Below are 20,053 nucleotides of genomic sequence, written 5' to 3'. Positions count from 1 at the left end.
CGCGCCTGTTGGGCGGTCGCACAGGTACCCTCGCACCCATGAGGTGGGTATGACCGGTACACCACAGCCCGGCCGCGACGAGCAGTCGGGTTTCGGCCGCGGGGACCAACCGCAGGGTCACGGCTACTCCGGATACAGCGACCCGGCATACGCGAGCCAGGCGTACGGCCCCACCTATCAGGCACCGCCCCAACCTGCTCCGACGCAGCATCTGCCGACGTACGGCGCATACGGGTACGAGGCCTACGGCTCGGACCAGTACGGGGCGCCCTACCCGTCGGGTGATCCGCCACCGGAGCCCGAGGAACCGAAGTCACCCCGCTGGTTGTGGGTCGCCGCGGGTGTCGCGGTACTGACCGTGCTCGGCCTGGTGATCGCGCTCGTCGTCGTCAACAGTTCGCAACAGCAGACCGTCGTCGCGCCGCCCCCGATGCAGGAACCCGACTTCACCACCCCGATCCCGACGACAGGGCCGCGCCCGACCGTTCCACGGACGACGCGGCCCACCGTGCCCGCGGTCCCCACCGACCCCAGCACGCCCGGCGCGCCCGGCACGACCACCCCCGGTCTCACCCAGAGCGTCGTCTACGTCGTCAGCGGTTCCGGGCGCGCCATCAACATCACCTACGTGGACACCGGCGGTCTGCTGCAGACCGAGTTCAACGTGATGCTGCCCTGGAGCAAGGAAGTGGAGTTGTCCGAGTCCGCGGCCGCGACGGCGAGCATCAGCATCATCAACGTCGGTCGCGAAGTGAACTGTTCGATCTCAGTCGACGGCTCGGTGGTGCAGAGGCGCACCGGGGCGGGCCTGACGATCTGCACGGCCAGCGGTTAGGCCGGCGCACGCCGCGGAACGCGCACGGCGAGCATCGCGATCAGGCCGGCGGCGAGGACGACGACCAGCCCGCCCATCCCGGCACGGTCGGTGCCGAACACCGCGATGAAGACCGAGAACAGCATGGGCGCAAGGTATGACACAGCGCGGCCCGTGGTGGTGTAGAGGCCGAACGCGACGCCCTCCTTGCCCTGGGCGGACATCCGCAGCATCAGCGTGCGCGCGGCGGACAGTGTGGGCCCGATGAACAGGCAGAGCAGCAGCCCGCAGATCCAGAACGCCAGTACCCCGTTGAGCGACATCAAGGTGAGGCCGACCGCGATCATCCCGCTCAGCGAGACGACGATGACGGGTTTGGCGCCGAACCGGTCGTCGAGAAACCCACCGCCTATCGCGCCGGCGGCGGCGACGGTGCTGGCGCACACCCCGAACAGCAGCACATCGGCCTCGGAGACGCCGTAGACCCGAACGCCCAGCACCGCCCCGAACGCGAATATCCCCGTCAGGCCGTCGCGGAACACCGCACTGGCCAGCAGGTAGTACACCACGTTGTGATCACGCCGCCATTCGCTGCGGATGTCCGCCCACAGCTTGCGGTACCCGCCGATGAATCCGACGGTCTGACGTTGCTCTGAGGGGTCGGGTTTGGCACTGGGCCCGGCGATCAGCACCGGCAGCGCGAAGAGCCCGAACCAGAGGGCCGTGAAAACCATGGCGGCCCTGACGTTTCCGCCGTCCTCGACCGGTAGACCGAGCAATCCTCCGTCACCGGAGATGAACCCGAAGTACACCACCAACAGCAACGTGACACTGCCGAGATAGCCCAAACCCAGGCCGTATCCGGAGATCTGGCCGGAGGTCTGCGGTGTCGACAGTTGGCGCAGCATCGCGTTGTAGGGCACGGTGGCGAGTTCGTTGCACGCCGACGCGCAACCCAGGAGCACCAGACCCAGCGCCAGGTAGCGGTAGTCGTCGCGGACCGAACTCATCGAGGCGATCAGGACAACCGCCAGCGCGCTGAGCACGCCCAGCACGCGGCGCCGCCGCCACGGGGCGTCGACCCACACCCCCGTCACCGGCGCCAGCAGCGCGACGACCACGCCGGCCGCACCGAGCGCCCAGCCCAGCCAGCTGGTGGCGCTGACACCGCCGGGCAGATCGTCGCCGACGGTGTTGGTCAGGTAGATCGAGAACACGAAGGTCACGACCACCGCGTTCAAACCGGTCGCGCCGAAGTCCCACAGCGCCCACGAGATGACCTGGCGACGCGCCGCAGCGGGCGGGCCGGAATCGGGTGGGTCGCTCATGGTCCGCCCACGATATAGTCCGGCGCATGCCAGTACCCGCACCCAGCGCCGACGCCCGCGCGGTGGTCACCGGCGCATCTCAGAACATCGGCGAGTCGCTGGCCACCGAACTCGCCGCCCGCGGACATCACCTGATCCTCACCGCGCGCCGCGAAGAGGTGCTGCGTACCCTGGCCGACCGCCTCGTCCAGCAGTACGGCGTGACGGTGGAGGTGCGTCCCGTCGATCTGGCCGACCCCAGCGAGCGTACGAAGCTGTGCGAGGAGCTGGCGACACGCAACATCTCGATCCTGTGCGCGAACGCGGGCACCGCGACGTTCGGTCCGGTGTCCTCACTGGACCCTGCGGACGAAAAGGCGCAGGTTCAGCTCAACGTGTTGGGCGTGCACGATCTCGTGCTCGCGGTCGTGCCGGGGATGGTGCAGCGCAAGGCCGGCGGGATCCTCATTTCAGGCTCGGCAGCGGGCAATTCACCGATCCCCAACAACGCGACCTATGCCGCGAGCAAGGCGTTCGTCAACACGTTCAGCGAGTCGCTGCGCGGTGAGCTCAAGAAAGACGGGGTGCACGTGACGTTGCTGGCGCCCGGCCCCGTGCGCGAGGCGCTGCCGAACCCCGACGAGCAGTCCTTGGTGGAGAAGCTGATTCCGGACTTTCTGTGGATTTCGACGCAGTACACCGCCAGGCAGTCGTTGGATGCGTTGGAGCGCAACAAGATGCGCGTCGTGCCCGGGGTGACGTCGAAGGCGATGTCGGTTGCGGCGGGGTACACGCCGCGGGCGATCGTGACGCCGATCGTCGGCGCCGTATACAAAAAGCTCGGCGGCGGCTAAGGCTCGTTCCCGCTTCACCCGCCGCGAAACTGTATTCCGTCAGCGAAAGCTGCTGGAATACAGTTTCGCGAACCGAATCAGCGGCGACGCCGGCTGCGCCTGCGGCCGGTGCCGAAGATGCTGCGGGTGATCTCGCGGCCGATCACCGTGCCCGCCGAACGCATCGCGCTCTTGAACGCCGGGCTGCTCACCACCTTCTCCACCATCGAGGGCTCGACGGAGTCGCGTGCGCTCACGTCACCGGCCGGAGGCAGCGGAGGCGGCAGTGCCTCGTCGTACTGCGGCGCGGGTTCGGGCTCGGGTGGCGGGGCCAGCTTCGCGTTGAGCCGCTCGTAGGCCGACTCGCGGTCGATGGTCTGGCCGTATTCCGCCTGCAGGGCACTGGCTTTCGCGGCGGCGGAAATCGCTTCGGGACCGATGGTGTCCATCAGCGAGCGCGGGGCTCGCATCCGGGTCCACGCCACCGGGGTCGGAGCGCCCTTCTCCGACAACACGGTGACCACCGCCTCGCCGGTACCGAGCGACGTCAAGGCCGACTTCAGGTCGTACACATCGGTTTTCGGGTACGTTCGCACGGTCTTGGCCAACGCCTTGTCGTCGTCGGGAGTGAACGCGCGCAGCGCGTGCTGAATACGGGCACCCAGTTGGGAAAGCACGTCGTTGGGCACATCGGTCGGCAGTTGCGTGCAGAAGAACACGCCGACTCCTTTGGAACGGATCAACTTCACGGTCTGCTCGACCTGTTCGAGGAAGGCCTTGGACGCGTCGGCGAACAACAAATGGGCCTCGTCGAAGAAGAACACCAGCTTCGGTTTGTCGAGGTCGCCGACCTCGGGAAGCGTCGCGAACAGGTCGGCGAGCACCCACATCAGGAAGGTGGAGAACATCACCGGACGTGCGGCCTGGCTGCCGAGCTCGAACAGCGTGATGACGCCGCGGCCCTGCTCGTCGACCCGCAGCAGGTCCTCGGGCTCGAGTTCGGGCTCGCCGAAGAACGTGTCGCCGCCGTCGGCCTCGAGATTGATCAGCGCCCGCAGGATCACCCCCGCGGTCGTGCTGGACACCGCGCCGAGCGCCTTGAGCTCAGGCTTGCCCTCGTCGCTGGTGAGGTACTGGATCACCGCGCGCAGGTCCTTGAGATCGAGCAGCGAGAGTCCCTGCTGGTCGGCCCAGTGGAAGATCAGGCCCAGCGTCGACTCCTGCGTGGCGTTCAGCCCGAGCACCTTCGACAGCAGGATCGGCCCGAAGCTGGAGATCGTCGCCCGCACCGGCACCCCGATTCCCGCGGTGCCCAGCGACAGGAACTCGACCGGATAGGCCGTCGGCGCCCAGTCGTCGCCGGTGTCGGCGGCACGGGCGGTGAGGTTGTCGTTGGGCTCGGCGGGCCGCGACAGCCCCGAGAGGTCCCCCTTGACGTCGGCCATCACGCATGGCACGCCCGCCGCCGAGAGCTGTTCGGCCAGCACCTGAAGAGATTTCGTCTTGCCGGTGCCGGTGGCGCCGGCCACCAGCCCGTGGCGGTTGACGGTGGCCAGCGGAATCCGCACCAGGGCGGTGGGGTCGCACACCCCGTCGACGACGACCGCGCCGAGCTCCAGAGCGGCTCCCTCGGCCGCGTAACCCGCTGCGATCTGCTGTGCCGGGGTGGACGTGGACTCACTGGCCATGGCTGGCACCTTAACGCCCGCGACGTACCCGACGGACGGGTGCAACGGGCCGCATGCAGCCGCAAGGCTTACTGTGATCGTCGTGCGTGACGAACTGGTGTGGATCGACTGCGAGATGACCGGGCTGGATCTCAAGACGGACCGACTCATCGAGATCGCGGTACTGGTGACAGACGCGGACCTCAACGTCCTCGGAGACGGCATCGACGTCGTCATCCACACCGACGACGAAGCGTTGGCGTCGATGATCCCGGTGGTCACCGAAATGCACACCAAGTCGGGGCTGATCGACGAGGTGCGCGCGTCCACCGTCACCGTGGCCGAGGCCGAGGAGCTGGTCCTCGACTACATCCGCACCCACGTCAAACAGGCCAAGACGGCCCCGTTGGCCGGCAACTCGATCGCCACCGACCGCGGCTTCATCGCCCGCGACATGCCCAAGCTCGACGACTACCTGCACTACCGGATGATCGATGTGAGCTCGATCAAGGAGTTGTGCAGGCGCTGGTATCCGCGCATCTACTTCGGCCAACCCGAGAAGGGCCTCGCGCACCGGGCGCTCGCCGACATCCACGAATCGATACGTGAGCTGCAGTACTACCGCCGCACCGCGTTCGTGACCCCACCCGGACCGTCGACCAGCGATATCGCGGCCGTCGCCGAGGAATTGGGCCCGCCGAACGGCAACGCGAAGGACATCGATTCGGCCGCCGAGCGTTCGAGCGGTTAGTATCGACGTCGCCGCTCTGCCCACCCGGGTTCGCGGCGATGGTGGCTGTAGTTCAGTTGGTAGAGCACCAGGTTGTGATCCTGGCTGTCGCGGGTTCGAGTCCCGTCAGCCACCCCGACTGGGTCAGGGAGCGAATCTTCGCTCCCTGACCCTTTTTTCGGCCCGTTCGGCAGGGTTCATGGAGCCCATCGGTGCCACTCATGGCGATTTGGGCGCATTCGCCCGGTCCACATTCGGTGCTGAGGGGCTTTCGGCGCTGAAGCGCCGTGAGCCCGTCAGACACTCACATCAGAGGTTGGCGTTGCCGGCCTTCCACTGATCCCACGGGATGTTCCAGTCACCGAGGCCGTCGGTGCCCGGCAGTGTCGAGCCCACCGTGTTGACGATCTCGACGACGTCCCCGCGCTTGGAGTTGTCGTGGAACCACCGCCCGTTACTCGTGCTCACGTTGATGCACCCGTGGCTGACGTTGCTGTAGCCCTGGCTGCCCACCGACCACGGCGCGGCGTGGACGTAGATGCCGCTGTAGGAGATCTGGGTGGCCCAATCCACCTCGGTGCGATACCCGTTGGCGGAGTTGACCGGAACACCGTAGGTCGACGAGTCCATCACCATGTGCGAACGCCGGTCACCGACGATGTAGACACCGTTGTTGGTGGGCGTGCTGTTCTTGCCCATCGACACCGGCATCGTCTTGACCACCTCGCCGTTGCGCTTGACCGTCAGCGTCTTCGTGCTGTCGTCGACGGTGGTGATGACCTCATCGCCGATGGTGAAGCTCGTGCTGACGTTCTCCTGGCCGAAGAGGCCGTCTCCGAGGTCGACGCCGTAGGTGTTCACCGCGACGTCGACCTTGGTGCCGGGCTTCCAGTAGTTCTGGGGCCGCCACCGCACCTCCTGGTTGCTCAGCCAGTAGAAGGCGCCCTCGACCGGCGGATCGGTCTTGATCTTGATGGCCTTCTGCGCGGCCACCCGGTTGGTGATGTTCTCGTCGAACCGGACGGCGACCGGTTGTCCGACGCCGACCACCTCACCGTTGTTGGGCAGCACGTACGGCATGGTCAGGTTCTCGGGCGAGTGGGTCTCGAAGGACATCCGCCTGGTGGTGACGCCGCCGAGGCCGAGCGATTCGGCGGTGAGCGTGTAGCGCTTGTTGTAACCGAGCGGTTCGGTGGTCGACCACTTCAGCCCGTCCGGGCTCAGGGCACCCGCGACCGACTTGCCGGACTCGTTCACCATGGTGACCGCTTCGAGCACACCGTCCTCCGCGCTGACGGTCACCGGCGAGTCCACACTCACGCCCACCGCGCCGTCGGTCACAGAGGCGGTCAGCTTGGGGACGAGCAGGTCGCCGAACGGGGTGCCCTTGTCGCTGATGACCTGCGGCTGCGGTGGCGCAGAGTTACCGCCGCATGCGGACAACCCGAGCGCCAGCACGGGGATCAGCGCAGCGGTCACCAACCATGCACGTCGACGCGGACGGGCCACTGAACGGACTCGCCACATTGCTTACTCCACCTCACAACCAGGGACTACGGATCGATGATTCTTGGCAACGAGTCTAAGGGCAAAATCGAGTCCGGGTTGCGACGCGGACGCCGTCGAAGCGATGCTGAGGCGGAGATTTCGTCCTGCGCAGCAAGTCCTGTTATTGTCGCACCCGCGCGCCGTTAGCTCAGTTGGTAGAGCAGCTGACTCTTAATCAGCGGGTCCGGGGTTCGAAACCCTGACGGCGCACCAGTTCCGATTCGAGTGCGACCGTGACAGTGCGTCACGGTCGCGTTCTTTTTCGCGCTTTTCCGCGGCGTCTCGCGGGCGTCGTTCGTACGCGGCGAACGCCGCCGGGTTTCCGTCACGCGATGTAGGCCACGAATTTGCTGCCCGGCCTGAAAAGTGTGCTGTGGACTACATAAGGCACCTTATGGAGATCAAGATCTCACCCTACGTGCCGTTGCGGTGACGCTCTTCTACTGAGATTTCTACGGTTCAAGCTGCGATAAGAGCGGGTGGTCTGCTACAGTCCCGTTAGCTGATCTACGAGAAGCGCAAGAACAGCAAAAAGCCGGAAGGATAAAGGGACTTAGCTGATGGCCCAGCCAAGCGGTTCATTTGCGGCAGACGGAGCGGGTGCAGGCGCATCCGCCGAAGTCACTGCCCAAATTCCGGTCGCGGTCTACAGCTGCAACCGGCTCGGCCGGGTCGCCAATCCCCCTGGCTTCTCGTTCTCCGACCTGTTCCGCTCGACGCGACGGCGCTGAGAGCGCTCGCTCAGCCCTGCCGAATCCGGCGCACGACGAGCACGATCGCCACGACTCCGACGCCGGCAAGCGACACCGCCACTGCGGGTTTCGTCACAAATCGGATTGCCGCCGCCTTCGCGTCGTCGAGCAACCGGCTGGGGTTGGCACGTTCGGCGAGGGTGTCCACCGTCGCCGCGAGTTGGTCCCGAGCTTGATCGATGTCCCGCTTGATGGTCTCGGGATCGCGGTCTGCCACGTGCGCCTCCAAGCCGTCCAAGTCGGTGCCCTGCGATAGAGCCTGCCGATCTACCCTAGAGCAGCCCGCGCTCGCTGTAGCGCACCGGTCGACAGAAGGGATGCCCGCGCGTGCCACAGACTCCGCGACTCGAGGTCGGCGACAAAGCCCCTGCGTTCAGCCTGCCCGACGCCGACGGCAACATTGTGAAGCTCTCCGACTTCAAGGGCCGCAAGGTCATCGTGTACTTCTATCCGGCGGCCTCGACCCCGGGCTGCACCAAACAGGCCTGCGACTTCCGCGACAACCTCCGTGAACTCAACGACGCCGGCCTCGACGTCATCGGTATCTCACCGGACAAGCCCGAGAAGCTGGCCAAGTTTCGCGACAAGGAGAAGCTGACCTTCCCGCTGCTGTCGGACCCGGACCGCGAAGTGCTCACCGCATGGGGCGCGTTCGGGGAAAAGACGATGTACGGCAAGACCGTTCAGGGTGTCATCCGGTCGACGTTCGTCGTCGACGAGAAGGGCAAGATCGCCGAGGCGCAGTACAACGTCCGCGCCACCGGACACGTCGCCAAGTTACGACGCGACCTGTCCGTCTGAGCTGTTCTCACCCAACCGGGCCAACAGCAGGGCCTCGGACACGGCCGCGCGTTCCAGCACGCCGAGGTGCAGGCTCTCGTTGACGCTGTGTGCTTGTGTCTCAGGGTCTTCCACACCGGTCACCAAGATCTTGGCCGACGGCAACGCCGCGGCGAACTCGGCGATGAACGGGATCGAACCGCCGACACCGGTGTGGACGGGCTCGGCGCCCCAGGCCTCGGTGAAGGCCGCGCGGGCAGCGTCGTAGACCGGCCCGCTGGCGTCGATCGCGTAGGGCTGCCCGTGGTCACCCGGCGTGACCGTCACCTGCGCACCCCACGGGGCGTGCTGTTCGAGGTGGCGCGTCAACGCCGTCATGTGCTGTTCGACGTCGGCCCCGGGCGCGATGCGCATGCTGACCTTGGCCCGTGCGCGAGGGATCAAGGTGTTGGACGACTTGTCGATGGGCGTCGTGTCGATGCCGATGACGGTGATCGCCGGTTTCGCCCACAACCGTTGCGGCACTGAGCCCGAACCGATTTCGGACACGCCCGGCAGCAGGCCGGTCTCCTCGCGAACACGTTCGGGCGGAAAGTCCACGTCGGCGGCCACACCTTCGTGCAGGCCGGCCACCGCGACGTTGCCGTCGTCGTCGTGCAGGCTGGCCAGCAGCCGCACCAGCACGCTGACGGCGTCGGGCACGACGCCGCCCCACAGCCCGGAGTGCAGGCCGTGGTCGAGCGTGGCCACCTCGACGACGCAGTCGACGAGCCCGCGCAACGACACCGTCAGCGATGGCACCTCGGTGCTCCAGTTGTCGGAGTCGGCGATGACGATCACATCGGAAGCCAGGGTGTCGCGGTGCGCGGCCAGCAGCCGCGACAGTGATGGGGACCCCGACTCCTCCTCCCCCTCGACGAACACGGTGACTCCGACGGGCGGATTGCCGCCGTGGGCCCGGAAAGCGGCCAGATGCGTTGCGATGCCGGCTTTGTCGTCGGCGGTGCCGCGACCGTAGAGGCGCCCGTCGCGCTCGGTCGGTTCGAACGGCGGCGAAAGCCACTGCGCCGGATCGCCTTCGGGTTGTACATCGTGATGCGCGTACAACAGCACCGTCGGCGCGCCGGGCGGCGCGGGATGGCGCGCGATGACGGCCGGCGCGCCGCCCTCGCTGACGATCTGCACATCACCGAAACCGGCGTCGGTCAACAGCTTCGCCACCGCCTCGGCGCTGCGCTGCACCTCGCCGCGCCGCGCCGGGTCCGCCCACACCGACTCGATGCGCACGAGGTCTTCCAGATCGCGCCGAACCTGCGGCAACACCTCATGCACCCGCTGCACCAGATCGCTCATGGCGACGACACTAGCTGGTCAGTCATCCACCGCGAGCGACCGCAAACTGCCAGCAAAGCGCGGCGTGTCGGCGTGCTGGGCCCACCGCTTGCGAGGGGAACACGGCCGCTCGCGGCAGTGGGGGTCAGCGCTCCTCGAGGATGGCGACCGCGGCGGCGGTGTCGGCCTCGTGGGTCAACGACAAGTGGATCGTCACGTTCTTCAAGTGCTCGGCGATCGCGCCGGACAGTCGCACCTTCGGCCGACCCCACATGTCGGTGATGACCTCGATGTCGCGGTGGATACCCTCGGGCAGCACCGGCCGCTTGGAGAACCGCGACCCCGACCACGCCTTGATGACGGCCTCCTTGGCCGCCCAGCGCGCGGCCAGATGCCGCGCCGCCGACGAACTCTTGTCGGCGGCGTCGCGCCGCTCACCGGGGGTGAACGTCTCGGCGAAGACCGTCCCGGGCTGGTCGACCTGCTCGGCGAACTCGGGAATGGAGACCAGATCGATCCCCACGCCGACTATCGCCATGGGCCGAACGCTATCTCATGCCCTTCACTCGTCGGGCAAGCGCTCATCGCCCGCTTCCGCCGGGCACGTACACGTCGTCGTCGCCGAGCCGCGATGCCGGATCGAGAAGCATGTCGGCTTCCTGCCGCTTCTCGGGTGCGTCGTGGCCGAACCGGCGATCGGCGGGCCTCTCGTACAGCGACTTGCCGCCGGCGATCGCCGATGCGAGCCGGTGTTGGCCGGCCAGCACCCGGGCATCCGCACGCTGCTGGTAGTCCGCCCGCTGCTCGGGGCTCAGCGCGGCCAGGAAGGCCTGCGGGTGCACCAGCGCGATCAGCCCGGACACGTGGCCGAAGCCCAGGCTGGTGATCAGCCCCGCCTTGAGCGGGAACGAGCCGCCGAAGTGCAGGGTCTCCCGCAGCCACACCATGTGCGCGGAGCCGGCGAGTTCGTCGTCGACACAGTCCAGGCTGCGGTTGGGCGGAATGACGCCGTCGCGCAGGATCTGGCACAGCCCCATCATCTGGAACGCTGCCGCGCCACCCTTGGAGTGACCGGTCAGGCTCTTCTGCGACACCACGAACAGCGGCGCGCCGTCGGAGCGGCCCAGCGCGTCGGCGAGCCGCTCGTGCAGCTCGGTCTCGTTGGGATCGTTGGCCAGCGTGGAGGTGTCGTGTTTGGACACCACCGCGATGTCGTCGGGTCCGACGCCGAGCTCGGCCAGCGAATTCGCCAGCTGCGACTTGCGACCGCCGCGGCCGGCGGCCAGCGCACCGAGGCCGGGCGCCGGGATCGAGGTGTGCACACCGTCGGCGAACGACGACACGTAACCCACCACGGCCAGCACGGGCAACCCCATCTTGAGCGCGAGATCACCGCGGGCCAGCAGGATGGTCCCACCGCCCTGCCCCTCGACGAAGCCGAGCCGACGACGATCGTTGGCGCGGGAGAACTTCGAGTCGCTGATGCCGCGCGCCCGCATCATCGCGGTGTCCGCGGTCGCGGCCATGTCGCCGAACCCGATGACCGCCTCGAGGGTCGTGTCGTCGTATCCGCCCGCGACCACGAACTCGGCCTTGCCCAGCTTGATCTTGTCGACGCCCTCCTCGACCGAGATGGCCGCCGTCGCGCAGGCACCGACCGGGTGGATCATCGCCCCGTAACTGCCGACATAGCTCTGCACGACGTGTCCGGCGATGACGTTCGGCAGGACCTCCTGCAGGATGTCGTTCGGCTTGTTACGGCCCAACAGGTTGCCGTGATACATGGTCTGCATCGACGTCATACCCCCCATGCCGGTGCCCTGCGTGCTGGCCACCAGGCTCGGATGCACCCAACGCATCAGCTCGCTCGGGCTGAAGCCCGCCGACAGGAACGCGTCGACCGTGGTGACGAGGTTCCAGATCGCCAGCCGGTCAATGGAGTTCATCATCTCCTGGCTGACGCCGTACACCATCGGGTCGAATCCGGTCGGGATCTGCGCGCCCACGGTGCGGGACAGCTTGACCTTGCGCGGAACCCGAACCTCGGTGCCCGCCTTGCGGGTCACCTGCCAGTCGCCGCTGTCGGGCACCGGGGCGATCACGGTGTGCTCCGGATCGAACGTCAGGAATCCGCGGGCCTCGGCCTCCGACGACACGACGAAGGTGAAGTCCTTGTCGAGGAAGACCGAAACCAGAAGCGGCGACGCGTGATCCGGGTCGATCGCACCGTCGTCGACCCACTCGCGGATGCCGACCCGCTCGACCACGGCGTCGTGGTAACGCTCCACCAACTCGCCCTCGTCGACCAGCTCACCGGTTTCGGTGTCGTACCAGCCCGGCGTCGGATCGTCCTCCCACTTGACCAGTCCGGTCGTCCACGCCAGCTCGAGGACGCCGGCGGCCGACAACTCGTTCTCGACCTCCATCTCGAAACGGGTGCGCGAGGAACCGTACGGCCCGAGTTCGGCGCCGCCGACGATCACCACCATGTCGGCGGGATCGATGTCGAGGTCGGCCCACTCGGGCGCCGGCGCGGACTTGTAACCGCGTGGCGGCGACGGCAGGGCACGCACAGTGCCCTCGGGATCGGTTTCCTCGGTGTGGCTTTCGGTCACCATCTCTTCGCGGGCCTTGGCGGCCAGCTCGGCCATGTCGATGTCGACATCGGCCAGCCCGCCGGTGAAGTCCGCCTGCAGCGGCTCACGCGCCGCGGCGACCTTGGCCTCGATGTCGCACAACCCGAGCAGCATGCTCGCCATCTCGTCGGTGGTGAACGTGCGCACACCGGCCTCTTCGACCGCACCGACGATCGCGTCGTTGTGGCCCATCAGGCCCGTGCCCTTGGTCCACCCGATCAGCGCGTGCGCCAGCGAAACCCGCTGCGCCCACGACGATTCGGCCTTCCACCTGGACACGAGCGCGTCGAGGGCGGACTTCGCCTCGCCGTAGGCACCGTCCCCGCCGAACATGCCGCGGTTCGGCGAACCGGGGAGCACGACGTGCAGGCGCGCGGCGATGTCGCGCTCGGCGCCGATGTGAGACAACCCGCCGATCAGCCGTTGCACGGCCCACAGCAGCACCTTCATCTCCATCTCGGCGCGCGACCCGGCGTCGGACAGATCACCGGCGACCCGCGGTGCGGCGAACGGGAACAGCAACGTCGGCGTCTGGGCGTCCTTGATGTGGATCGACTGCGGCCCAAGGCTTTCGGTCTGCTCAGTGCCGACCCACTGAACCAGCGCGTCGATGTCGGTGTAGGACGCCATGTTGGCGGGCACCACCCACAACTGCGCGTTCCAGCGGGCGTTGTCGCGGTAGAGGTTGCGGTAGAACGCCAGCCGGTCGTCGTTCAATCGCGAAGTCGTCGCGATGACGGTCGCACCGCCGTCGAGCAACTGCGCCACCACCGAGGCGGCGATCGAGCCCTTGGACGCGCCGGTGACGACGGCGACCTCGTGGCTGTAGCGCCCGGTGCCCGGGTTCTCCGCACCCGCAGCGGCGCGACCGTACAGCGAGGCGTGGATGTTGCGGCCCGCCGCCAGCGCCTTGCCCTGCCACCAGGTGGCCTGCGTGCCGACCACGTGGCCGGCGCCTTCGAAGCGTTCCGAGAGCCGCTGCCAGTCGCGGTCGATCTCGTCCTCGTCGTACAACCACAGCTTGGCCAGGTCTTCACGCGCGCTGGCCCAGCGGTCGTCGAAGAGCACCGCCTTGCGGCTGTCGAACACCGGCGCCACCAGACGTGGCCAGTCCGAACCGAGTTCGGCGGTGACCAGGTCGATGAGTTCGGCGTCGGTGGCCTCCGGAACGGGAACGGGCGTATCGAGGCCGAGCTGACCGAGGATCATCCGCGCCGCCGAGGCGAGCACTCCGTCGCGGCCGGTGACCCGGTCGGCGAACTCGGTCAGCGCGGCGGAGTCCACCACGCCGCCACCGGCGCCCGCGGCCGATGGCAGCGACACCGCCACACCGCGCCGTGCCGCCACCACGGCGACCGCGCCGTCGATGACCCTGTCGACGGTCGCGGCGTCGGCCAGTGCGCCGTCGTGCAGCCCGCCCAGGTCACCACCGCGCACGCTGGTCCCCTCGCGGGTGCCCAGCGCCACCTCGACGGTGACGTGTTTGACCCAGCCGGGACCCAGCTCCCAGGTCTTGGTGACCCGCTCGCCGATGTAGGCCGGGCGCTTACCGGAGGGCCCGAAGACGGTGCGCAACTGGTCGTTGACCGCGTCGGACAGCACCGGGCCGAACGGCTTGTAGGTCCGGGCGAGCTTGGTGACCTGGCCCTTGAGCCCGGCCAGGTCGGCCTCGGCCGCGCCGTCGATCGCACCGAGGTTGAGCTCGGAGCCGAGGTCGACGAGCAGCTGATTGCGCCGCGACGACGCACCGTCGGTGATCGACTCGATGGAGTCCAGCGGCTCGATCTGGTCGATGCGCATCTTGGCCGACAGCGCGATCAGCGCCATGGTGGCGTCGGCGGCGTCGAACGTCAGGTCGTCCGGCCGAGGTCCGCCAGCGGGCGCTGCGGGCGCCGCCACGGGCGCTGCGGGCGCGGCCACGGCCGCCTCGACGGGTGCGGCAGCCTCGGATGCGGGGGCGGATGTCGGCTCGTCGTCGAGCTCGGGCTCGGGGTCGGTGTCGGTGGCGAACAGCACCGCCGCGTCGCGTTCCGAGTTCAGCACTTCGGTTGTGTTGTGCGAATACTCGGGCAGTTTCAGGGTGTTGGCCGCCAGTCCGGCCACCGTCGGCGCGGACTTCACCCCGATCTCGACAAAGCGCTCGATCCCCAGACCGCCCGCGGCCTCCTCGATGAACAACAGGTCCTGGGTCTCGATCCAGCGCACCGGGCTGGCGAACTGCCAGGCCAACAGTTCGATGACGATCTTGCGGCACAGCTCGCGCGGCTTCTCGTTACGCCAGGTGTCGTAGTCGGCGAGGATCTCGTCGAGCGGTTCTGCGGGCACCAGGTCGCGGATCTCCTGGATGAAGTCGCGATCCAGCGTGAACGGCCGCGGCACCAGGTTCGGGATGTACTTGCCGACGATCAGGTCCGGATCCTGATCGCGCGGCATGACCCGCTCGAGTGACCGGCGGAAGTCGGCGACACCGACCCGCAGCACCGACGAATGGAACGGCACGTCGATGCCCGGCACCAGGATGAACGAGCGCTTGCCGCCGCTGATCTCGCGCCGCCGCTCGACCTCCTCCTCCAGCGCCTCCAAGCCGCGCACCGTGCCGGCGATCGCGTACTGCGAACCACGCAGGTTGAAGTTCACGATCTCAAGAAATTCACCGGTGCTGCGCGAGACGTCGGCGACAAACTCCTTGACGTCGGCGTCGTCCAGGTCGATTTGGGACGGGCGGATCGCGGCCAGCCGGTAGTTCGACCGGCCGAGGTGATCGCGCGGCACGATGTCGTGCATCTTGCTGCCGCGGTGGAACACCACCTCCAGCAGCGCCTCGAGTTCGTAGACACCGCTGACGCAGGCGAGTGCGGTGTACTCGCCGACGGAGTGACCGCAGGCGATCGCACCCTCGACGAACGCGCCCTGCTCACGCATCTCGGCGACCTGGGCCGCGGCCACCGTGGCCATCGCGACCTGGGTGAACTGCGTCAGGAACAGCACGCCGTCGGGATGGTGGTAGTGCACACCGCTGGCGATCAGGCTGGTCGGGTTGTCCCGCACCACGTGCAGCACCGAGAAGCCCAACGTCTCGCGGGTGAACTTGTCGGCGGTGTCCCACACCTTGCGGGCGGCCTTCGACCGCGCCCGCACCTCCATGCCCATGCCCTTGTGCTGAATCCCCTGCCCGGGGAACGCATACACGGTCTTCGGCGCGGCCAACTGCGCCGTCGCCGACATCACGAGTTCACCGCCGACCTTGGCGCTCACCTCGAGAATCTCTGCACCGCGGTCGATTCCGACGCGGTCGACGCGAAAGTCGATGTCGTCGCCCGGCAGCACCATGCCCAGGAACCGGGACGTCCAGCCGACCACCCGGGCCGGCGGGGCGGCCCTGCCGTCGGTCGCGGCCACCACGTGCTGTGCGGCGGCCGAGAGCCACATACCGTGCACGATAGGCGATTTCAAACCCGCGAGCAGGGCCGCGGCGCGGTCGGTGTGAATCGGGTTGTGATCTCCCGACACGACGGCGAACGCGCTCATGTCGGTGGGTGCGGTGACGGTGACGTCGCGACGGCGGCGACGCTCGGTGTCGGTGGCGTTGTCGGTGACAGCGCCGCCCGCACGCGGCGGATCGGCCAGTTCGGCGGCGCCGGTGCGGCCGCGGATCGCGAAGCGCTCCTCGAGCTTGGCCAGCAGCGTGCCGTCGGCGTCGCGAATCTGCACCGACACGGGCACGACCCGGCCGTACTCGGTGTCGGTCGCCTCGGAAGCCGTTGCGGTGACGGTCAATTCGGCACGCGTCTTGGGCATCTGCGTCAGCAGGTGCGCGGCGTGGTCGAGGTGCACCAGGCTCAGCAGGCCTTCGACGACGGGGAAGCCGTCGTCGGTGACGGCGGCGCCGATCGCCGAGAACACCGCGGGCCAGCAGTGTCCGACGAGCGCATCGGGCACCAGCGTCAGGCCGGGTGCGAGCGGGGCGCCGAACGTCGCGGTAACACCGGTGTGGTCGGCGACCCGCTCCGGGTCCCAATCGGCGGTCACCGTCGCGGTGTTGTCCTGTACCGGCGGCATCGCGTCGGGTCCGTCCACGCCCGCCGCGATGGCGAGCACGGAACGCATTGCGGCCGAGGCATCTTCGACCGTGACGACGGGCATGCCACCGTTGACGGTGCACGACGGCAGGGTGAACGGGATGTCGATCCAGATGTCGGACAGCGGTACGCTCAGGGTCACACGGTCGCCGCTGAGCTCGAGGCGGGCACCGGTCGACGGATGTGTCGCGTTGCGATTCTCGTTGGCTTGCCACTCGCCGGGAGCGCCGATCCGGTGCACCGGGTTGATCGCGACCCGACCCGCCCACAGCACGTCGGGCGAGTCGAGCACCACCGCGAGCGGACCGGTGACGTCGGCGCGCGCCTGCCGGCGCGACACCACCGGCACGGGGTCACCGTCGACGGCCAGCGCCTCGTCGATCGCGGCTTGTTCGAAGCGGTCCAGCAGTTCACCGACCGGCTCGTCGACACGGGTGATACCCGCCACCGCCTGGGTGCCGGGGATGATGCACACCTGGTCGGCGCTGTAGCGAGCGTCGTGGGCCTGCCACAGTGAATCGCTGCGCCACCACCGCCGCACGTCCTTGTCGATCACCGGCACGAAGTTGACGGGCTTGCCCGGCGTCTTGCACAGCGTGACGAACCACGGCACGTCGGCCGGATGCAGCCGCAGCGTCTCGGCCTCGGGATAGCGCGACACCAGCGTGGCGATGGCGCGGTCCGGATCGTCCAGCAGCGCGGCGTCACCGAACAGCGTCGGGATCGGACCCGAATCCTGCGGGTGCAGACGGGCTTCTGCACGGTGCAGCATGTCGGCGAACCGGTCACGCCAGGTGTCGGCCAGCCACTCGCTGTTGGGCAGCTTGGTGTCGGCGGTGCTGTCACCGTCGCCGATGGCCAACTCGACATAGCGCTGCAGCCACTGCAGGTAGGTCATCTCGCCGATGTCGCCGTAGTACGGCTTGCAGGTGGCGGCCATCGCGGTGATGATCTCGTCGCGGCGCGCGGCCACGGCCTCGGCGTCGCCGGCGACCTCGTCGAGCAGCCGACCGCAACGCGATGCGGCGTTGTCGATCTCGTGGATGTCGGCTCCGAGTTGGCTGCGGCTGGAAGCCATGCCGCCCGTTGCTTTTCCGGCGCTGATCCAGTGGTCGGTTCCGGTGGTCTCGACCAGCATCTGCTTGACGGCCGGGGAGGTGGTCGCCTCCAGTGTCGCCATCGCCGCGGTGCCGACCAGGATCCCGTCGACCGGCATCGCGGGGAAGCCGTACTCGCTGACCCAACGCCCGGACAGGTACTGCGCCGCGCGCTCGGGGGTGCCGATGCCGCCGCCGACGCACACTGTGATGTTCGGCAGCTTGCGCAGTTCGCCGTAGGTGCTCAGCAGGAGGTCGTCGAGGTCCTCCCAGGAGTGGTGCCCGCCGGCGCGGCCGCCCTCGATGTGGACGATGACGTCCTTGTTCGGCACCTCGGCGGCGATCTTGATCACGGACTTGATCTGGTCGACGGTGCCCGGCTTGAACACGACATGGCTGATGCCGACGGTGTTGAGCTCGTCGATCAGCTCGACGGCCTCCTCGAGTTCGGGGATGCCGGCCGACACGACGACGCCGTCGATCGGCGCTCCCGACTGACGGGCCCGCTGCACCAGGCGCTTGCCGCCCAACTGCAACTTCCACAGGTAGGGGTCGAGGAACAACGAGTTGAACTGCACCGCGCGGCCCGGCTCGAGCAGGGTGGTCAGCTCGGCGATGCGGTCGGAGAAGATCTCCTCGGTTACCTGACCGCCGCCGGCGAGCTCGGCCCAGTGACCCGCGTTTGCGGCGGCCGCGACGATCTTGGCGTCGACGGTCGTCGGGGTCATACCCGCGAGCAGGATCGGAGAACGCCCGGTCAGCCGGGTGAACTTCGTCGAGAGCTTCACCGAACCGTCTGGCAACTGCACGGTGGCGGGCGCGTAGCTCGACCACGCAGGCGGCACATCGGGTTCGGCCCCGACCGTGAACAGGTTGCGCTGCCCGACCCGGGTGGCGGCGGGCACGATGCCCACGCCCAGCCCGCGGATGATCGGGGCGGTCAGCCGGGTCACGGTGTCACTTGGCCCCAGGTCGACGATCCACTTCGCGCCGGCCTCGTGCAGCCGCTCCACCTCGGCCACCCAGTCGATCGGGCGCACGAAGATCGCTTCGGTCATCTCGTGGGCGAGGTCGGGGTCGATGCCGCACTTGGCAGCCCAGCGCTCGACCACCTCGACGCCGTCGGCCAGCCGCGGCGTGTGGAATCCGACCTCGACCTGCACGCCGTGGAAGACCGGGCTGAAGATCGCGCCGCCGCGGATCTTGTTCTTGCGCTCGGCCTCTTCCTTCTCGGTGATCTTGGAGCAGTACAGCTCGAAGCGGCCCAGCTGCTCGGGGGTGCCGGTGATGACGACTGAGCGCCTGCCGTTGCGGATCGAGAGCACCGGCGGCAGCACGGTGCGCACGTCGGAGGAGAACTCCTCGAGCAGTTCGGCGATGCGGTCCGGATCGACGTTCGTCACCGAGACCATCGGGGACTTGTCTCCGCGGCCGACCATGCCGCGACGGCGGGACACCAACGACCCGGCCGCGCCGATCAGCTGCAGCAGCGCCAGAAGTTCGGCGTCCTTAACACCTCGCGACCGCAGCGACTCGCAGGCGATGACGCCCTGAGAGTGCCCGGCCATCGCGACCGGCGGCGCGTCGTACAGGTCGAGACCCTGGCGGATGGCGGCGCGGATCGCGGCCATCTGCGCCAGCAGGATGCCAGGTCCCGAGATGGCCGCGGTGATGAGTTGTTTCGTCGCGGGCAGGGGCTCGTCGGCGGCGAGCGCACGCACCCACTGCAGCGGCTCGAAGCCGATCGGGCGCACCACGACCAGTTCGCGTGCCACCGGCTCGAGGAGGAGCGCGGCCTCCCCGACGATCTCGCTGAGCTCCGACTCGATGCCGGCCGAGCTGACCAGCTCCTCGAGGTTCTCCAACCACGAGCCGCCCTGGCCGCCGAAGGCCACGGCATAGGGCTCACCGGAGTTCAGTCGATCGACGAGGGCCTGATTACCGGCGGGGGCGGCTCCTGCGGTGCGGTCGGTAGACACCCTGTGCTGCTCGTTGATCGTCACGTCTTGTTCTCTCCTCTGTCCCGCGTCATGCTCGTCGTCGGTTGTCGTCTCAGAAGCTCCGATGGCTCCCGGCTGCCCGCCGCGGCGCCACGCGATTCGGCGTCGAATCCCACTGGTTCGGTCGGGCGGTTCTGAGTCGTTCCGCGACTTCCTGCGAACCGCCTTCCGTGCACTCCAGCCGCACTAAGCGTGTCATAAGAACACGCCTCGATTTCGCGCCCGAAATGGTTACTGAAGAGTTCTACGCTCGGGTAACCACCCGTTGCATAACGCGCAGTTCGGCACGGGCCGAAGGCTTTCGGGACAAACGTCCTGCATGCAGGTGGTTACGGTCGAGTAGGCAGAAGTGCGCTGATCACGGCAGTTTTGTTATCAAATCGTTATAGAGAAATTTTCGATGCGTCTCACCAGCGATGCCACCGCGCCCCGACGAGACAAACGCGCGTGATTTGTCTTCTCGAGGGCCCCGGCCACC

General features: G+C 67.9%; 11 protein-coding genes and 2 tRNA genes. 6 read left to right on the top strand and 7 right to left on the bottom strand.

Annotation, left to right across the window (positions count from 1 at the left end; all coding sequences use genetic code 11):
• Positions 1-49: 49 nt before the first annotated feature.
• Complete coding sequence (locus RMCN_RS01425; RefSeq protein WP_084377007.1) at positions 50-835, top strand: MmpS family transport accessory protein; 786 nt, start codon at positions 50-52, stop codon at positions 833-835.
• Here RMCN_RS01425 and RMCN_RS01420 read toward each other — a convergent pair.
• On the bottom strand, positions 832-2,142 hold the full coding sequence (locus tag RMCN_RS01420) for an MFS transporter (RefSeq protein WP_067386689.1): 1,311 nt from the start codon (positions 2,140-2,142) through the stop codon (positions 832-834). The genes RMCN_RS01425 and RMCN_RS01420 overlap by 4 nt on opposite strands.
• A gap of 26 nt (positions 2,143-2,168) precedes the next feature.
• Here RMCN_RS01420 and cmrA point away from each other — a divergent pair, with 26 nt between their 5' ends.
• The gene (cmrA, locus tag RMCN_RS01415) at positions 2,169-2,975 is read left to right on the top strand and encodes a mycolate reductase (RefSeq protein ID WP_067386687.1); all 807 of its coding nucleotides are present in this window, start codon (positions 2,169-2,171) and stop codon (positions 2,973-2,975) included.
• Between the two features lie 77 nt (positions 2,976-3,052).
• On the opposite strand, the gene RMCN_RS01410 is transcribed toward cmrA, so the two are convergent.
• On the bottom strand, positions 3,053-4,642 hold the full coding sequence (locus tag RMCN_RS01410; RefSeq protein WP_067386685.1) for a helicase HerA-like domain-containing protein: 1,590 nt from the start codon (positions 4,640-4,642) through the stop codon (positions 3,053-3,055).
• An 82-nt stretch (positions 4,643-4,724) separates the two neighbouring features.
• Here RMCN_RS01410 and orn point away from each other — a divergent pair, with 82 nt between their 5' ends.
• Together orn and RMCN_RS01400 are read left to right on the top strand one after the other, a co-directional pair.
• A complete protein-coding gene (gene orn, locus RMCN_RS01405; RefSeq protein ID WP_067386907.1) occupies positions 4,725-5,372 on the top strand; it encodes an oligoribonuclease in 648 nt (215 codons plus the stop codon).
• A gap of 41 nt (positions 5,373-5,413) precedes the next feature.
• Positions 5,414-5,486 (top strand) — tRNA-His (locus tag RMCN_RS01400).
• A gap of 174 nt (positions 5,487-5,660) precedes the next feature.
• On the opposite strand, the gene RMCN_RS01395 is transcribed toward RMCN_RS01400, so the two are convergent.
• Positions 5,661-6,878: a L,D-transpeptidase gene (locus tag RMCN_RS01395; protein WP_067386683.1), complete on the bottom strand. Its 1,218-nt coding sequence runs from the start codon at positions 6,876-6,878 to the stop codon at positions 5,661-5,663.
• Between the two features lie 158 nt (positions 6,879-7,036).
• Between RMCN_RS01395 and RMCN_RS01390 the strand changes: the two genes are divergently transcribed.
• A tRNA-Lys gene (locus tag RMCN_RS01390) sits at positions 7,037-7,112 on the top strand.
• Between the two features lie 528 nt (positions 7,113-7,640).
• Here the strand turns inward: RMCN_RS01390 and RMCN_RS01385 are convergent.
• Positions 7,641-7,868, bottom strand: a complete 228-nt coding sequence (locus RMCN_RS01385; protein WP_067386905.1) for a DUF3618 domain-containing protein — start codon at positions 7,866-7,868, stop codon at positions 7,641-7,643.
• A 110-nt stretch (positions 7,869-7,978) separates the two neighbouring features.
• Between RMCN_RS01385 and bcp the strand changes: the two genes are divergently transcribed.
• The gene (gene bcp, locus RMCN_RS01380; RefSeq protein ID WP_067386680.1) at positions 7,979-8,452 is read left to right on the top strand and encodes a thioredoxin-dependent thiol peroxidase; all 474 of its coding nucleotides are present in this window, start codon (positions 7,979-7,981) and stop codon (positions 8,450-8,452) included.
• Here the strand turns inward: bcp and RMCN_RS01375 are convergent.
• From RMCN_RS01375 to RMCN_RS01365, 3 genes are all read right to left on the bottom strand, one after another.
• Complete coding sequence (locus tag RMCN_RS01375) at positions 8,429-9,784, bottom strand: dipeptidase (protein ID WP_067386678.1); 1,356 nt, start codon at positions 9,782-9,784, stop codon at positions 8,429-8,431. The two genes, bcp and RMCN_RS01375, sit on opposite strands and share 24 nt — an antisense overlap.
• 124 nt (positions 9,785-9,908) lie before the next feature.
• On the bottom strand, positions 9,909-10,301 hold the full coding sequence (acpS, locus tag RMCN_RS01370) for a holo-ACP synthase AcpS (RefSeq protein WP_064405125.1): 393 nt from the start codon (positions 10,299-10,301) through the stop codon (positions 9,909-9,911).
• Positions 10,302-10,344: 43 nt separating this feature from the next.
• Positions 10,345-19,578 carry a type I polyketide synthase gene (locus RMCN_RS01365; protein ID WP_067386675.1) on the bottom strand — a complete coding sequence of 3,078 codons (9,234 nt, stop codon included), beginning with the start codon at positions 19,576-19,578 and terminating at the stop codon, positions 10,345-10,347.
• Positions 19,579-20,053: the final 475 nt, after the last annotated feature.

This window comes from Mycolicibacterium novocastrense (genome assembly GCF_001570485.1).
In the GTDB taxonomy this organism is placed as follows: Bacteria; Actinomycetota; Actinomycetes; order Mycobacteriales; family Mycobacteriaceae; genus Mycobacterium; species Mycobacterium novocastrense.
Note: the sequence above shows the minus strand (reverse complement) of the source record. Positions and strands in the feature narration are given on the sequence as shown.

Bases quoted from the DNA above. Each gene is read 5' to 3' on its own strand.
- RMCN_RS01395 (WP_067386683.1), bottom strand. From the start codon at position 6,878: ATGTGGCGAGTCCGTTCAGTGGCCCGTCCGCGTCGACGTGCATGGTTG.
- RMCN_RS01420 (WP_067386689.1), bottom strand. From the start codon at position 2,142: ATGAGCGACCCACCCGATTCCGGCCCGCCCGCTGCGGCGCGTCGCCAG.
- cmrA (WP_067386687.1), top strand. From the start codon at position 2,169: ATGCCAGTACCCGCACCCAGCGCCGACGCCCGCGCGGTGGTCACCGGC.
- RMCN_RS01425 (WP_084377007.1), top strand. From the start codon at position 50: ATGACCGGTACACCACAGCCCGGCCGCGACGAGCAGTCGGGTTTCGGC.
- RMCN_RS01410 (WP_067386685.1), bottom strand. From the start codon at position 4,642: ATGGCCAGTGAGTCCACGTCCACCCCGGCACAGCAGATCGCAGCGGGT.
- acpS (WP_064405125.1), bottom strand. From the start codon at position 10,301: ATGGCGATAGTCGGCGTGGGGATCGATCTGGTCTCCATTCCCGAGTTC.
- RMCN_RS01375 (WP_067386678.1), bottom strand. From the start codon at position 9,784: ATGAGCGATCTGGTGCAGCGGGTGCATGAGGTGTTGCCGCAGGTTCGG.